General features: G+C 63.8%; 15 protein-coding genes. 6 read left to right on the forward strand and 9 right to left on the reverse strand.

From position 1 onward, the window contains the following. The first annotated feature begins 45 nt into the window (after positions 1-45). Complete coding sequence (locus tag AB7531_RS10500; RefSeq protein ID WP_166343542.1) at positions 46-201, forward strand: hypothetical protein; 156 nt, start codon at positions 46-48, stop codon at positions 199-201. A gap of 319 nt (positions 202-520) precedes the next feature. Here AB7531_RS10500 and AB7531_RS10505 read toward each other — a convergent pair whose 3' ends face one another. The 3 genes from AB7531_RS10505 to AB7531_RS10515 form a co-directional block, all read right to left on the reverse strand. Then, complete coding sequence (locus AB7531_RS10505; RefSeq protein WP_063979745.1) at positions 521-826, reverse strand: hypothetical protein; 306 nt, start codon at positions 824-826, stop codon at positions 521-523. 111 nt (positions 827-937) lie between these two features. After that, positions 938-1,210 (reverse strand): hypothetical protein, encoded by a 273-nt coding sequence (locus tag AB7531_RS10510; protein ID WP_063979744.1) that lies wholly within the window; start codon positions 1,208-1,210, stop codon positions 938-940. 130 nt (positions 1,211-1,340) lie between these two features. Continuing rightward, the gene (locus AB7531_RS10515) at positions 1,341-4,031 is read right to left on the reverse strand and encodes a flavin-containing monooxygenase (protein ID WP_063979743.1); all 2,691 of its coding nucleotides are present in this window, start codon (positions 4,029-4,031) and stop codon (positions 1,341-1,343) included. 262 nt (positions 4,032-4,293) lie between these two features. On the opposite strand from AB7531_RS10515, the gene AB7531_RS10520 reads away from it, so the two are divergent. Beyond that, on the forward strand, positions 4,294-4,470 hold the full coding sequence (locus AB7531_RS10520) for a hypothetical protein (protein ID WP_231143017.1): 177 nt from the start codon (positions 4,294-4,296) through the stop codon (positions 4,468-4,470). Positions 4,471-4,551: 81 nt separating this feature from the next. Then, a complete protein-coding gene (locus tag AB7531_RS10525) occupies positions 4,552-6,024 on the forward strand; it encodes a carboxylesterase/lipase family protein (RefSeq protein WP_441279943.1) in 1,473 nt (490 codons plus the stop codon). 7 nt (positions 6,025-6,031) lie between these two features. Here the strand turns inward: AB7531_RS10525 and AB7531_RS10530 are convergent, their stop codons facing one another. After that, positions 6,032-6,211 carry a hypothetical protein gene (locus AB7531_RS10530; protein WP_014493109.1) on the reverse strand — a complete coding sequence of 60 codons (180 nt, stop codon included), beginning with the start codon at positions 6,209-6,211 and terminating at the stop codon, positions 6,032-6,034. A gap of 160 nt (positions 6,212-6,371) precedes the next feature. On the opposite strand from AB7531_RS10530, the gene AB7531_RS10535 reads away from it, so the two are divergent. Together AB7531_RS10535 and AB7531_RS10540 are read left to right on the forward strand one after the other, a co-directional pair. Next, positions 6,372-7,166, forward strand: coding sequence for a DODA-type extradiol aromatic ring-opening family dioxygenase (locus AB7531_RS10535; protein WP_063981656.1), 795 nt, complete (start codon positions 6,372-6,374; stop codon positions 7,164-7,166). A gap of 516 nt (positions 7,167-7,682) precedes the next feature. Further along, positions 7,683-8,453 carry a phosphorylase family protein gene (locus AB7531_RS10540; protein ID WP_063981657.1) on the forward strand — a complete coding sequence of 257 codons (771 nt, stop codon included), beginning with the start codon at positions 7,683-7,685 and terminating at the stop codon, positions 8,451-8,453. 24 nt (positions 8,454-8,477) lie between these two features. Here AB7531_RS10540 and AB7531_RS10545 read toward each other — a convergent pair whose 3' ends face one another. The 4 genes from AB7531_RS10545 to glgC all read right to left on the reverse strand — a co-directional run bounded on the left by AB7531_RS10545 (position 8,478) and on the right by glgC (position 12,701). Further along, positions 8,478-9,161: a nucleoside deaminase gene (locus AB7531_RS10545; protein ID WP_187387954.1), complete on the reverse strand. Its 684-nt coding sequence runs from the start codon at positions 9,159-9,161 to the stop codon at positions 8,478-8,480. A gap of 313 nt (positions 9,162-9,474) precedes the next feature. Beyond that, positions 9,475-9,735, reverse strand: a complete 261-nt coding sequence (locus AB7531_RS10550; RefSeq protein WP_028150382.1) for a SemiSWEET transporter — start codon at positions 9,733-9,735, stop codon at positions 9,475-9,477. Between the two features lie 246 nt (positions 9,736-9,981). Then, on the reverse strand, positions 9,982-11,442 hold the full coding sequence (gene glgA, locus AB7531_RS10555; protein ID WP_063981658.1) for a glycogen synthase GlgA: 1,461 nt from the start codon (positions 11,440-11,442) through the stop codon (positions 9,982-9,984). Beyond that, a complete protein-coding gene (gene glgC, locus AB7531_RS10560; protein WP_063981659.1) occupies positions 11,439-12,701 on the reverse strand; it encodes a glucose-1-phosphate adenylyltransferase in 1,263 nt (420 codons plus the stop codon). The genes glgA and glgC overlap by 4 nt, the downstream gene beginning before the upstream one ends. 337 nt (positions 12,702-13,038) lie before the next feature. Here glgC and AB7531_RS10565 point away from each other — a divergent pair, with 337 nt between their 5' ends. Beyond that, positions 13,039-13,518, forward strand: a complete 480-nt coding sequence (locus tag AB7531_RS10565; protein WP_063981660.1) for a hypothetical protein — start codon at positions 13,039-13,041, stop codon at positions 13,516-13,518. A 128-nt stretch (positions 13,519-13,646) separates the two neighbouring features. On the opposite strand, the gene AB7531_RS10570 is transcribed toward AB7531_RS10565, so the two are convergent. After that, a complete protein-coding gene (locus tag AB7531_RS10570; RefSeq protein ID WP_063986156.1) occupies positions 13,647-14,627 on the reverse strand; it encodes an ABC transporter substrate-binding protein in 981 nt (326 codons plus the stop codon). Between the last annotated feature and the right edge of the window lie 337 nt (positions 14,628-14,964).

The raw sequence follows: 14,964 nt of genomic DNA on the forward strand, positions 1-14,964 counted from the left end.
AAACAAGTCGGGGCTCCAATTTGGGGTCCTCGGGGGAGGCGGCGTTTGAACACGATCCAGTATCTCGAAGATCAGGCCGCGCGCGCCGAGCGGCTCGCCAAACGGATCACGGATACGCTGACGATCGAAAAGCTCCTGACCTTCGCCGGCGAACGCCGCCGCGAAATCGAGGTCATCGCCGGCAGGTACCGGCGTGCCTGATAACCATGCACTGAACGCATTCGCCCTCGCTGCGAGGCGCGGAACTTCTGTTCGTCTCTGGCGTCATGTCAATGATGAACGTGGAGGAGGAAGTCATGGGTTTTGGACGAGGTGCTTTGCTTTGGCTGCTTGGCGTGCCGCTGCCGATCGTTCTGCTGCTGGCATTGTTCTGGCACCACTAGAGCATGATCCGGAAAAGCGTGAAGTGGTTCTCTGATAAGATCACGCTCACACAATAATGCTGCCACACGAAAAGCGCCGCGGAAGCGGCGCTTTTTTTGCCTGCGATTTGAAACGTATCAACGAGGACGAGACGCGGTCAGCTATGGCTCTCGACGAAGTCGCTGAGATAGTCGGGAAGCCGGACGCCATCGATGTCGCAGCGCGCCTTGATCTCACCGGCGATTTCGGTCGAGATGTCCTTCATCCAGTGCTCGAGCGTGTTGAACGAGATCACCTTGATCGGATCGTTGAAGCAGCCGGCGACGAGCTCGCCGATCGTGGCTTCAAGATCGCTTCGTTCGATGCGGATTTCAGTCGCCTTGTCGCGGCGATCAATCACCACGAACAGGGTCTGGTCTGCGCCATAGGGCACGACCGCGGATGGTGCGCCGGCTTCAAGCATCTTGGGGCTCTCGTCTCGACTTCCGATCCCGGTTAACGGGAAAATCCGGTAGAAGGTTCCTGCCTCATGAAAAGCTTGTCGCGCGCGTGCAGCTTCCGCGTCTGCACGCAATCAGAGAAATTCTCTCAACCGCGATAGCTCGATGACGTGTTCGGGCGAGAGGATATCGGTGACCAGCGGCGGCTGCGCAATCGTGTGAATCTCATAGAGATGCCTGGTCGTGGCCGGCTTCTCCATGAAGGCCGATATGCACTGGTCGAGCGTACCTTCGCTCACCTGATAAGAATCCCTGTCCGGTCGGCGCTGGTTCGCAAGCGACGGCCATTTATGCAGGGTTGCAGGCGCTCCGAAATCGACCTTTGAATCCGCAACCACGTCTCCCATCGTCCCTCACGCAACAAAAATTGCCCCAACACGCGGATCTGCGTGCCGGGGCCCACACCTATCACTGCATCTCAATGCCAAGCGCTTAACGCAGCAGCCGGGAAAAGGTTCCCGGCCGCCTTGTCGCAAATCAGCTCGCGGCCGCCGCGATTCTGTGGCCCGGGCTGGCATGATCGTGGCTATCCTCATCGCCGCGGCTGACTTTCGGCGGAAGCCCGGCGAAGCGCCGCAAGGCTTCGGCCATCTGCACCCGGCCTGCTACACCGGTGATCACCACGTCGACCATCGCAAAGGACGAGTGGAAATGGCCGCGCGCCCTGAGCTGCTCGACCGGGACGCCGGCGGCCGCCATTGCCTCGGCATAGGCGATGCCCTCGTCCCGCAACGGGTCGAATTCGCAGGTGACGACCAAGGCCGGCGGCAGGCCGGCGACGTTGCCGCGCAGCGGCGAGACGCGCGGATCGGTGCGGTCGGCCGGTGAGCAGTAGAGGTCCCAGAACCAGTGCATCAGCGAGCGCGTCAGGAAATAGCCGGTCGCATTGTCGTTGTAGGAGGGCCGGTCGAAAGTGCAATCGGTGACCGGGCAGACCAGGAGCTGGCCGGCGATCTCAGGCCCGCCGCGATCGCGCGCAAGCTGGCAGGTGACGGCGGCGATGTTGCCGCCGGCGCTCCAGCCCGCGACCAGCACCGGGCCCGGCCTGCCGCCAAGCTCGGTCGCGTGCTCGGCGATCCAGCGCGTTGCCGCATAGCCGTCCTCGGCCGCGGTCGGGAAACGATGCTCGGGCGCGTGGCGATAGCCGACGCTGACGAACATCATGCCGGTCCGCCGCACCAGATCGCGGCAGAGCGGCTCGTCCGATTGCTCGTCGCCGAGCACCCAGCCGCCGCCGTGGAAATAGACCACGACCGGATGGGGCCCCGGCGTTGCCGGCTTGTAGATCCGGTAAGGCAGCGGGCCGTCCGCGCCGGGCAGCGTGCCGTCGACGATTTCGCCGATCGGCCGTCCCGCGGGCCGGCCCTTGTTGAACTCGTTGACGAAGGCGCGTGCGCCGAGCGCGCCCATCGACTCGATCGGCGGCAGGTTCAGCGATGCCAGCAGGTTCAGCACCAGCCGCACATCAGGCTGCAGGCATACCACCTCGCCGTCGTTGCATTGCGCGGCGCCGTTGGGGCCGGTCAGCTTGAAGCCGAGCATGCCGCGGGCCGTGACCTCGTCGCAAATGCTGCGATAGGGGCCGACGCCGCCGGTGTAAGGCATCAGGCCCTGCACCTTGCCGGGGACGTTGGCGCCCGTGTACCAGGTGTTGGCGAGCCGGTGCAGGGTCACCATCGAACAGTCCGTCATGTGCCGGCCCCAGCCGGCCTGCGCGGTCTCGGTCGGCTCGATCGTGGTGAAGCCGGCGTCGCGCAGCGCAGCGATGCGGTCGACGACCCAGTCGACATGCTGCTCGATCGACACCGCCATGTTCGACAGCACCGACGGGCTGCCGGGCCCGGTGATCATGAAGAAGTTGGGGAACCCTTCGACCGTGACCCCGAGATAGGTCTGCGGCCCCTGCGCCCAGACATCGGTCAGCGACTTGCCGCCGCGTCCGGTGATCGGATGCACGGCGCGGATCGCGCCGGTCATGGCGTCGAAGCCGGTCGCGAACACGATGACGTCGACATCGACGCTGCGCCTGGCCGTCGTGATGCTGTTCGCGGTGATCGCCTTGATCGGCTCCTGGCGCAGATTGACCAGCGTGACATTCGGCCGGTTGTAGGTCGCGTAGTAATTGGTATCGAGGCAGGGGCGCTTTGCGCCGAAGGGATGGTCGTGCGGCATCAGCGCCGCCGCCGTCTCCGGATCCTTCACGGCCGCGCCGATCTTCTCGCGGATCAGTTCGCCGATCAGCGCATTGCCGTCGAAGTCGACGCCCTGGTCGGCCCAGAGCTGGGTCAGGATGTGGACGAGGTCGCCGGCGGCCCAGGCGCGTTCGAACCGCTCACGACGCTCGGCATCGCTCAATTGCCAGCTCACGACGGTCTGCTGCGGATAGGGCACGCCGGTCATCGACTGTCGCGCCTGCTCGCGATAGGCCGCGCGGTCGCTCTGGAAAATATCCATGCGATCGGACGGCGAGGGGCCGTTATGCGCCGGCAGCGCGAAGTTTGGCGTGCGCTGGAATACGGTCAGATGCGCGGCCTGCTCGGCGATCAGCGGGATCGACTGGATGGCTGACGAGCCGGTGCCGATCACGGCGACGCGCTTGCCGGCGAGATCGACGCCGTCATGCGGCCAGCGCCCGGTGAAATAGACTTTGCCCTCAAAATCCTTGACGCCGTCGATCTCGGGCGGCTTCGGCGCGGAGAGGCAGCCTGTAGCCATGATGTAGTGGCGGCAGGAGACCGGCGTGCCGCTGCTCGTGGTGAGCTGCCAGCGCTCAGTCGCTTCATCCCACTTGGCTTCGGTGACCTTGGTCTTGAAGCGGATGTCGCGGCGCAGATCGTAGCGGTCGGCAACGAAGCCGAGATAGCGCAGGATCTCGGGCTGGGTCGCGTATTTCTCCGACCAGGTCCACGCGTTATCGAGCTCGGGATCGAAAGTGTAGCTGTAGTCGATGGTCTGGATATCGCAGCGGGCGCCGGGATAGCGGTTCCAGTACCAGGTGCCGCCGACATCGCCGGCTTCCTCGAGGGCGACCGCCGTGAGGCCGGACTTGCGCAGGCGATGGAGAAGATAAAGGCCGGCAAATCCGGCGCCAACCACGGCAACGTCGACCTGTTGGGTTGTTCCACTCGCCGCTTTGGACTCACGTGCGGCGACCATTGCGTCTGGCATGGTATTCCTCCCGTGTCTTTTGTTTTGCCGGCAGGCTATCGCCGCAGGCTTGGCTTGTCATCAGGACAGGTACAATCTTCGGTAGTTGTTTGCGGCACCATCGTGGCCGCGCGAAGGTTGCGGCGATACACGCACCGCGATGCACAACCGCCGGGATTGTCCGGGCTAATCAGACCACATCCTTCTGTGTATGCTTGCGGTTACAAGCCACGCGTACCAACCGGACGTCATGACAGAGTTGAGCGAGCGGACGAAAGCCAACATGGACGTCGTCCTAGAGCAGACGTGCCGCCAATTGCCGCACGGCGGCGATCACGACAGCCGCAGGTTCATCGCCGAACGCCTGATCGAGGCGGCGCAATCGGGCCATTCCACGCTTGGTGAGCTCGGCATCGTCGCACGCCGCGCGCTGGCGGAGATCGTCGCCAAGGGCGGTTAGCCGGCGCCGCCGAGCTTGCCTCATCGCGGGCCGCAGACGTAACCTGTCAGGGAACCTTTTGGCGCATCGAGATCCCCCAGGATGCGGCTGCAGTCTGCGCTCGTTGTGGCGTCTTCACTCCTCTGCTGGGACGGTGCTGCCGTCGCTCAGGCCGTCGGGCAGTTTCCGTTCGCGCTGACGCGTGAAGGACAGATGCTCGGCGCCGTCGAGGGCGAGGTGGCGTCGTTCAAGGGGCTGGCCTACGCGGCGGCTCCGGTCGGCGCACTGCGCTGGCGCCCACCGCAGGTAACGGCCGAGAACCCCGAGATGCGCACCGCCTATGAGTACGGCGCGCCATGTCTTCAGCCCTCGCTGCCTGATACGAGCGAGGACTGCCTCACGCTCAACGTATTCCGTCCCTTCGGGGTCGACGGCCCGCTGCCGGTGATGGTCTTCATCCATGACGGCGGCTTCGTCAGCGGCACCGCGAACGATCCGCTGTTCGACGGTGCAAAGCTCGCGCAATCCGGCCTCATCGTGGTCACCGTGAATTATCGTCTCGGCGCGCTCGGCTGGCTCGCTCATCCCGCGCTGTCGGAAGGTGGCTCCGGAAATTACGGCCTGATGGACCAGATCGCGGCGCTGCACTGGATGCACGACAACATCGCAGCCTTCGGCGGTGATCCGAACAATGTCACCTTGTTTGGCAGCGGCGCAGGCGCGACGTCGATCGCGCTGCTGATGCTGTGCGCGCCATCGCGCGACCTCTTCCAGAAAGCCATTCTGCAATCGCTGCCCGGCCGCGCGCGCCTGCGCCCGGTGCAGGAGGCGGAGGCCATGGGCCGGCAATTCGTGGCGGCGCTTGGGCAGGAGGCGGATTTGCGCGTCGCCGCGCCGGCGCGGCTGCTTGCGACCGAACAAAAACTGCTCGCCAAATCCGAGCGCAGCTTCGCGCCCGCGATGGATGGAATCCTGGTGCGCGAAGACGTGGCCGCGGGATTTGCGGCAGGGCATGAAAGCCGCATTCCACTCATGATCGGCTCGAATGACGACGAGACGCGTTTCGACGGCGAGCGGGAGATCAAGGAGACGCTGGCGTCCTCCGGCGAGAGCGGCGATGAGCTGCGCAAGCTCTACCCTGACATCGCCAGGCCATCGGAGCGCGCAGCCAAATTCTATACCGACAAGGTTTTCTCCGAGCCGGTCAGGCTGCTTGCCCGCCTCCATGCGGCAACCGGTGCGCCAACGTTTCGCTATCGCTTCGCTTACGTGACCGAGGCCCGGCGCACAAATCCCGACGAAGGGCACGGGCGCGAGTTGCAGTTCATCTTCGGCGCGGAAGGCGTGCCCGGCGCGGGACCGCTCACATGGGGGGATCGCGAGGTCGCGACCCGCATGCGCGGTTACTGGATCAACTTTGCGAAGACTGGCAATCCCAACGGCCCGGACCTGCCGCATTGGGACGCGGCCGCAGACCGCGATCGCCTGCTGCTGATCACGAACGATCGCATCGCGAGCGGCGACGACCCCTGGTCGGATCGCCTGGACCGGCTTGCAAGTGAGAGCAGAAAATGAGTTGGGCTTAGGCCGCGAGCTCGACGCGCGGCGCCGGGCTCAGCCGGTGTTCTTCCAGATGGTCCATCGCGCCGTCCTTCTCGACGGCGTAGAACTGCTGGCCGTCCTTGGACCTGTAGGCGGCGCGAACGACGCCACGGCGGCCCTTGTCACTGTTGACGACGTCCCCCAGCGCAAACTTCTTCATCTCACGTCTCGCTTGTCTTCAGGCCGACTCCTTCGGCCACGGCCGGATTGTGGGCGGCAAATCGTTAACGACTTGCTAACCATACCGGTTTGCCTATGCTCGCCGCCGTTCGCGCGGGCAGCTCGCACGCGCATGTTGTCAACGAGACGAGCCGGCATCCATGACGCGATTTCCAACCCTCTTCCTGTCGCATGGCGGCGGCCCCTGGCCCTTCATGGAGGACCGGCGGGTGCAATATGCCAAGACGGCCGCGGAGATCGGCCGGCTGCCGCAGCTTCTCCCCGAGAAGCCCAAGGCCGTGCTCGTCATCACCGGCCATTGGGAGGCCGACGCCTTCACCGTGTCGACCTCGGCGCATCCGCCGATGGTGTACGACTATTACGGTTTCCCCGAGCATACCTATCACCTCAAATATCCGGCGCCGGGCAAGCCCGAGCTCGCTGCGGAGGTGAGGGCGCTGCTCGAGCACGCCGGCCTCGATTGCCGGGAGGATCCCAATCAGGGTTTCGATCACGGCACCTTCGTGCCGCTCGGCCTGATGTATCCGAACGCGGACATGCCGATCGTGCTGCTGTCGCTGAAGTCGAGCTACGATGCGGCCGAGCACATCAAGGTCGGACAGGCGATCGCATCGCTCCGCGACGAAGGCATCCTGATCGTCGGCAGCGGGCTCACCTATCACAACATGCGCGGCTTCAACCGGCCGGAGTCCAAGCCGGTCTCGTATGATTTCGAGGCCTATCTGAACGAGGCAATCAGCAACCCGGATGCGGCGCGCCGCAACGCGATGCTGGTCGACTGGGAGAACGCGCCGAGCGCGCGTCTCGCGCATCCCCGCGAGGACCATCTGCTGCCGCTGATGGTCGCGGCAGGTGCCGCCGGCAGCGACGCGGGCAAGCGCGTCTTCGTCGACGAGGTCGCGAGCGTCGCGATGGCGTCGTATGTGTTTGGATGAATCGTAGGGTGGATTAGCGCAGCGTAATCCACCATCGAGCCGCAATGAAGGTGGTGGGTTACGCTGGCGGACTGCGCTTCGCGCAGCCGCGGGCTAATCCACCCTACGGGGTTCCGACTAAAAATGTCGAAAACAACCCCATGCACAGTAGAACGGCCCAGCAAATAGAATGGCTTAGCAGAGTACTTTTGCCGGGCAGGATACGCGAGCGGTATTTCGACGGGTTTGACACGTCGGGCAAAACAGCGGCAAAATTCGATCATGGCACCGCTCTCGCTGAAGCACAGCGATTCACGGTATTTGCGAGGAGTCCGCTTTGGGTTCGTTGCGCCATTGAAGGTGCGAGTCTCCGCCGCGATCAGGCGGCAGCTGTGGTGTCCGAGGCACAGTTCTCCAACAACTGGCTTCCAATCGGGAGGCCTGTCGATTTTGTCTAGACGGACAGTGCTAGTGCCGGCTTACTCTTGATTGTCCGAGTCTGGAAATACTTCGGTTTCAGGATTATCGACGCCTCTGATGACGCTGCATGTCACGGTCAACGACGCTCAGACTGGCGCCCCCCGCTGTGACGTGAAGGCGGTCATCGCCGTCGTTGGACTTGCGATCGAGGCCAGAATAGCCGGCGCGCCAGCGATGATCGCTGAAGGTGACCGGACCGCCTTTGACTTGCGTGACGCCATCAGACATGGCGCGCGCGGCATTATAAGTTTCGGGGTGTGCGGCGGGCTAGACCCGAAGCTCCGACCAGGTAACATCGTCATCGCCTCGTCGGTATTTGCCGCGAAAGATGAAGCTTATCCAGCTGACCTCCCCTGGGCCGAGGAACTCATTCGGATGATCCCGGGTGCCAGCTACTCTGCGATAGCTGGTGTCGCTTCCCCGATGACAAGTCTTGAAGAGAGACGGGATTTCCATGGCATCACCGGGGCGGTTGCCGCCGATATGGAGTCGCAGATCGTCGCTCGAATTGCTTCCGAACTCAGAATTCCCTTTGCCGTCTGTCGTGTTGTTCTAAACCCCGCTCATCGAAAACTTCCGAGGGCAGCGCTCATAGATATCGGGCCAGCAGGTAAGCCTGAACTGCGCAAGATTGGACGTTCGCTTGTTCAAGACCCGGGGCAACTCCCTGGTCTTGGCCGGCTCGCCGTTGACTCTGTCATGGCGGTGATGGCTTTGCGCAGCGCCAAGCGACGGCTCGGAGCTCACTTTGGTTTCCCGCACCTGTGTTCACGAGACCGATTCCACATTCCGACGCGTGCACTTGAAACGATAGCCACACGCGCCTGATCCTGCAACAGCGCGCTCCCGATCTCAGACTCCAGGCTTGTCCAGGTCCGAGATGGTGTTTGAATCTGCACGCCGGCGCAGGAAGACGTTACTCACCGAAAGAGCCGGCGCGGCCAAAATATCCGCCAGCGCGTTCCAGGAAAACGTTGGCCGAGGCGCGCCCGCGTGGCACGAAGTCTGCTCGGCCGCTCGTCCGAAGCAGCCTCGTCGTCTCATAAATCGCCAGGCGAGCGGGTTCCAGTCGCGCCAAACCTGCTCGGCCCTTTGGGATAGCAAGCCCGAGACGATTTCCGGCGCAGGTCCGAAGACCTCAGGCAGTTTGCTCGACAAACTGTTGTCCGACAGAACGTCCCATCTCGAAAATCCGCCCATGATCGGAGATGAAATGGCGAACACCACGCGACCAATCCGCGCCTCCCGTGCCGGGAAAGAACACATTGGGCAAGGTTCGACGATTGAATACAAGGTGCAATCCGACAAACGCTTTTGTTTTAGAATCTTCTGCGCCTCTGAAAGAGCCACGAGTTCCGCGTGTCGCGTCACGTCGCATTCCGATGAAACGTGGTTGGTCGCTTCCGCGATGACCTGTCCTCGAGACGCGATTACGGCGCCGAATGGCAGCTCTCCTTGCTTCACCCCTTGCCGAGCGAGTTCGAGGCACCTTTCCATCATTCGCAGATCTTGGACGTCAACTTCTGATCTACTCATAGGCGCCCCCTTGGGAACGCGAGATCGGTGTTGAGAATGCGTATGTCGCCGCCCCTTCATATTACGGCGGCGTCGTAGCGACGAAGAATGTTTCCGGCGCCGCTACGGAGGCGGCTCCTGCGGCCTGGCATATTGGCAATTAAGCAGCGGGCTACAAACAGTCTGACTTGATCTGGATCAAGGACCGTTACCTTTCAGGTACCGCACGGACCACACGATGATCGATTGTCTATGTCCGCTCCGGGGCCCCTCGAAAACAGACATCCCGGATTTTATGGGTACACGCGCCAATCCGTCCTACGCAGCTTCAACCTCACCCATACCTCAGCTTCATGAACAGGATACCGCCGGCGAGCACCATGGTGATGGCGTTGGCCGCGACCAGCGGGGCGTCGCCAGAGAGCAGGCCGTAGATGAGCCAGAGCGCCAGGCCCAGCACCATGACCAGGAACATGCCGAGCGAGATGTCGCGCGCCGAGCGGGTCTTCCAGACCTTGATGAACTGCGGCGCGTAGGCGACGGTGGTGCAGGTTGCGGCGGCAAAGCCGATCAGCTTGATCGCGAAAGGGTCCATGCCGGCTCTATAGCATGGATTCGACGGCGGCCGTGCTTCTGGTGCGGGCATTTGGCGGCGGCCCGCGCGCGCCTCGTCCTTCGAGACGACCGCTCTGCGGTCTCCTCAGGATGAGGCTAAGCAGCATCGGTGCCGTCGAAATTGCTGCCGCGTACTCCGCCCTCATCCTGAGGAGCCCGCGAATGCGGGCGTCTCGAAGGATGGGCCGCAGGGAAGCCGCTATTCACATGCGGCAGCCCTGCCGCCTCAGGTCCGGCGCGCCGCCATGAGATCGCGATAGAGCACGGCATAGTCGCCGGCGCGGTTGCGCCAGGAGACGTCGGTCGCAAGGCCGCTCAATTGCAGCCGGCGCCAGGTCGCCTTGTTGTGGAAGGCGGTGTTGGCCTTGCGCAGCGTGCCGGTGAGGGCCTCTACGGTGACGGGCGCGAACTTGAAGCCGGTCGCGTCGCGGTCCGATGTGTTGGACTCGCCGATATCGACGATGGTGTCTTCGAGGCCGCCGACGCGCGACACGATCGGGACGGCGCCGTAGCGCAGCGCGTAGAGCTGGGTCAGGCCGCACGGCTCGAACCGCGAGGGCACGATGAGGGCGTCCGATCCGGCCTGGATCAGGTGCGCCAGAATCTCGTCATAGCCGATCACGACGCCGATCCGCCCGGGGTTCGCGCGGGCGACGGCCTGATAGCGATCCTGGAGATCGCGATCGCCGCTGCCGAGCAGCGCGAGCTGCATGCCGTCGCCCAAAATGGTCGGAATGGCCTCGAGCAGGAGATCGAGCCCTTTCTGCCAGGACAAGCGGCTGATGACGCCGAGCAACGGTGCCTCGTCCGAGGAATCGAGATTGAACTGTTGCTGAAGCACCGCCTTGTTCGCGGCGCGGAACGTGAGGTCGTCCGCGCCGAAGCGGTAGGCGATGTGCGGATCGGTTTGCGGATTCCACACGTCGGTGTCGATGCCGTTGAGGATGCCGCTCAGCACATCAGCGCGCTCGCGGAGCAGGCCGCCGAGCCCCATGCCGCCTTCATCGCTCTGGATCTCCTGCGCATAGGTCGGGGATACCGTGGTGATGCGATCGGCGAGTTGAAGCCCCGCCTTGAGGAAGCTGATGCCGCCGAAATATTCGAGGCCGTGAACGTCGAACGCCGCCTCCGCGGGCAGGCCGATCGCGCTTGTCAGCGTGCGATCGAACTTGCCCTGATAGGCCATGTTGTGGATGGTCATCACGGTGCCGGGGCGCGGCCCGCCGTCATAGTGCAGATAGGCCGGCGCGAGCCCCGCCTGCCAGTCATGGGCATGGACGACATCCGGCACGAACGCGGGCACGAGGCCGTGGCCGATATCGGCCGCGATACGCGACAGTGCCGCGAAGCGCACACCGTTGTCCGGCCAGTCGACGCCCTCAGGGGTGACGTACGGATTGCCCGGTCGCGCGTAAAGATGCGGCACGTCGAGCACGAACAGGTCGAGGCCGTCATGCGAGCCCGCGAGCAGGCGGCCCGGGCCGCCGAAATAATCCGGCCAGCGCCGGATTTCGCCGGCTCCCCCCAGCATCCGCATCACGTCGGGATAGCCCGGCATCAGCGTGCGCATCTCGACGCCGTGCGCCTTCAGCGCAAGCGGCAGCGCGCCGGCGACATCCGCGAGGCCGCCGGTCTTGACGATCGGGTAGACTTCGGAGGCGACCGCGAGGACGCGAACAGGCGTCATGTATTGAGCCTGTCGAGCATTGTCTGGGTGATGAGCGAGATGCCCTGCTCGGTGGTGCGGAAGCGCTTGGCGTCGAGCTCCGGGTCCTCGCCGACGACGAGCCCCTCGGGGATTTCGACGCCGCGGTCGATCACGACGTTCTTCAAGCGAGCGCCGCGAGCGACGTTCACGTAGGGCATGATCACGGCGTTCTCGACAGTGGCGTAGGAGTTGACGCGCACGCCGGTGAACAGCAGCGAGCGGCGCAGCGAGGCGCCGGAGATGATGCAGCCGCCCGAGACCAGCGAGCTCACGGCCTGGCCGCGCCGGCTCTCCTCGTCATGGACGAACTTGGCGGGCGGCGTGATCTCCGCATAGGACCAGATCGGCCAGGCGCGGTCGAACAGGTCGAGCTCCGGCACGACGTCGGTGAGGTCGATATTGGCCGCCCAATAGGCATCGACCGTGCCGGCATCGCGCCAGTAGGCGCGGGGATCGCTGCCCGAGCGTACGCACGAGGTCGAGAATTGATGCGCGATGGCGCGGCCGTTCTTGACGATATAGGGGATGATGTCCTTGCCGAAATCGTGACTGGAGTTCGTATCCTCGGCGTCGCGCTTGAGCTGGTCGAACAGGAATTTCGTATCGAACACGTAGATGCCCATGCTGGCGAGCGAGACGTCTGGTTTGCCCGGCATCGGCGGCGGATCCTTGGGCTTCTCGAGGAACTGCTGGATCCAGCCGTTCTCGTCGACATGCATGATGCCGAAGCCGGATGATTCCTGGCGCGGCATCTCGAGGCAGCCGACCGTGACGTCGGCGCCGCTGTCGACATGCTGGCGCAGCATCACCTCGTAGTCCATCTTGTAGATGTGATCGCCGGCAAGCACGACGATGAAGCGTGCGTTGTGCGACTCGATGATGTCGATGTTCTGATAGATCGCATCCGCCGTGCCGACATACCACATGTTCTCCGAGACGCGCTGACTGGCCGGGAGGATGTCAAAGCTCTCGTTACGTTCGGGGCGGAAGAAGTTCCAGCCCATCTGAAGGTGCCGGATCAGGCTGTGCGCCTTGTACTGGGTCGCGACCGCGATCCGGCGGATGCCGGAATTCACCGCATTGGACAGCGCGAAATCGATGATGCGGGACTTGCCGCCGAAATAGACCGCGGGCTTGGCGCGCCGGTCGGTCAGTTCCAGGAGCCGGCTGCCGCGTCCGCCGGCCAGGACGAACGCCAGCGCCTGACGGGCAAGCGGCTCGGGTCTCGCGGCACTCATGTCATCCTCCCACAACTCTGGCGCTTTGCGAGAAGCCTCCCGGCCGCGCACATTGGAACCGATAGTAACGGTACGAATAGTAAATCGGGAAGGTGCTTGTTGGTTGCGAACGCCCGGGAAGCTTAATGCTTTGCTGTGGCCTGTGGCTCCGTCGCACCGGTGTCATGTCCGTGCGGGCGCCGGCGTTGGCCGGACCACAATCGAGGCATGCGCGGGCATTCTTGTGCGGTGCACGCAATGCAGGCTGTGACTTTCGGAGGCTTTGACTTGGGGCAAGGATGCCCGATCATGGCCTTGCGATCCTTTTCCAAACGAACGTCAGACAGGGAGCAAGAGGATGAGTATCTGGAAAACCGCAATTGCCTGTTCGCTGGCGGGCGCGGTGATGGCCGGCCAAATCGAGCAGGCGGCAGCGGCTCCGCTGCCGACCAACGTCGCGACCATGAAGGCCGCCGTTGGTGACGATGTCACCCCGGTGTATTGGCGCGGCCGTGGCTGGGGATGGGGCGCAGGAGGCCTCCTCGCCGGAGCAATCATCGGCGGTGCCATCGCGAGCAGCGCGCCCTATGGTTACTATGGCGGCGGCCCGTATTACGGCGGTTATGGTGGTTATGGTTATGGCTCGGGCTACGGCTATGGCTACGCTCCGTCCTATGGCTATGCGCCGGCCTATTACGGCGGCTACGGGCCGAGCTATGGGTATGGCGGCTACTACGCGCGTCCCAGCTACTACGGCTATCGAGCCTATCGTCCATACTACGGCCCTCGCTACGGCTACTACCGGCCGTACCGGGCCTATGATCGCGGATATTGGTAAGGACCCTGCGCGGCTAGAGCGAGAGCCACACGATCAGGCTCATGCAGGCGAGATGCGCGAGCACGATCGCGGCGAGATGCAACGGGCCGGCCTTGAGGCTGGACTTGCGCATCCCGCCGCGCCCCGCGCTAGTTTGACCCCGCGGCCGCGGCTGTAAAGCTGCGGTCGACGGCTTTGCTCACGTCGAGCGTCTTCGGCAGGATGCCGTAGCGCGTCGAGCGGTCGGAGGCTTCCTGCACCTCCTTCACCACGTTCTGATCGATCACGATCGGGCTGGTACGCTGCGCGGTGTAGGCCGACAGCAGTACGTCCTCCGGCAGTTTTGTCAGCTCGGCCGTGCTCTTTGCGTATTCGGCAACATGATCGAGCGACCACAGCCGTGCCTTGTTCAGCCGCTGCACGAGGTCCTGCACCACCGCGCGCTTGGTGGCGATGGCGTTGTCGGAGGCCACGATGAAGGTGATGGTCGGCGTCAGGCCTTCGCCGTCGGCGATCACGCGGGCCTTGTCCTTCAGCGTCGCGAACGAGACGTAGGGCTCCCACACGGCCCAGGCATCGATCGAGCCGGCGACGAGTGCGATCTTGGCGTCGACCGGGCCGAGCGGCGCGAAGGTCGCGTCCTCCAGCTTGATCTGCGCCTTCTCCAGCGTCGCGTCGATCAGGAACTGGCCCCAGCCGCCGCGCGTGCCGGCGAGGCGTTTTCCCTTGAGGTCGGCGGCCGACTTGATCGGTGAATCCTGGCGCACGAGGATCGCTTGCGTCTTCGCATCCGACTTTGTGCCGCCGATTGCCTTGATCGGCGCGCCGGCCGCATAGACCGAGAGAAAGGAGAGATCGCCGGTGTAGCCGACGTCGAGCGCGCCGGCGTTCAGCGCCTCCAGGATCGGAGCGGCGGCAGGGAATTCCGACCATTCGATCTTGTAGGGCAGGTCCTTCGCATAGCCGGAGATTTCGAGCAGCGAGCGGTTGCCGCCCTTCTGGTCGCCGACGCGCAGCACGACGGTGTCGGCCGCGAACGAGGCGGCAGCCGTCGACAAGGTGATGGCTGCGGCGAACAGCGATGCTGCGAGCCGGCGTGTGATGGAATGGTCGTCGAAGTTGATGCTCATTTGGCCTGTCTTGTTGCTTTGCTCACGACGCGTGAGCGAGCGATGCAGCGAGACGATCAAGTCTATGACGGCGCGATGCGCAGTCAATGAAATGGCTATCCGTATTGCAGATGCGTCGGGCAATGACGTTTCAGCGCAGCGCCGCTTTCGAGAACGCACCGCGTGCGCGGCGGGTGATGCGCAAGAATGATGCAGGCTGCGGAGTCGCGGCGCATCCTTGCAAGATGATGCAGCAACCAAAATCGTTTCATCGCTGTCCCATGCGCTGATGGAGAGAATGACCTCGCTTCGCGCTACATTCGAAATTCCATTTCATTGACGATGCGGCGGGCGCGCC

Origin of the sequence: Bradyrhizobium sp. 63_E2_N1_3 (genome assembly GCF_052076005.1) — a bacterium.
Lineage (GTDB): Bacteria > Pseudomonadota > Alphaproteobacteria > Rhizobiales > Xanthobacteraceae > Bradyrhizobium > Bradyrhizobium barranii.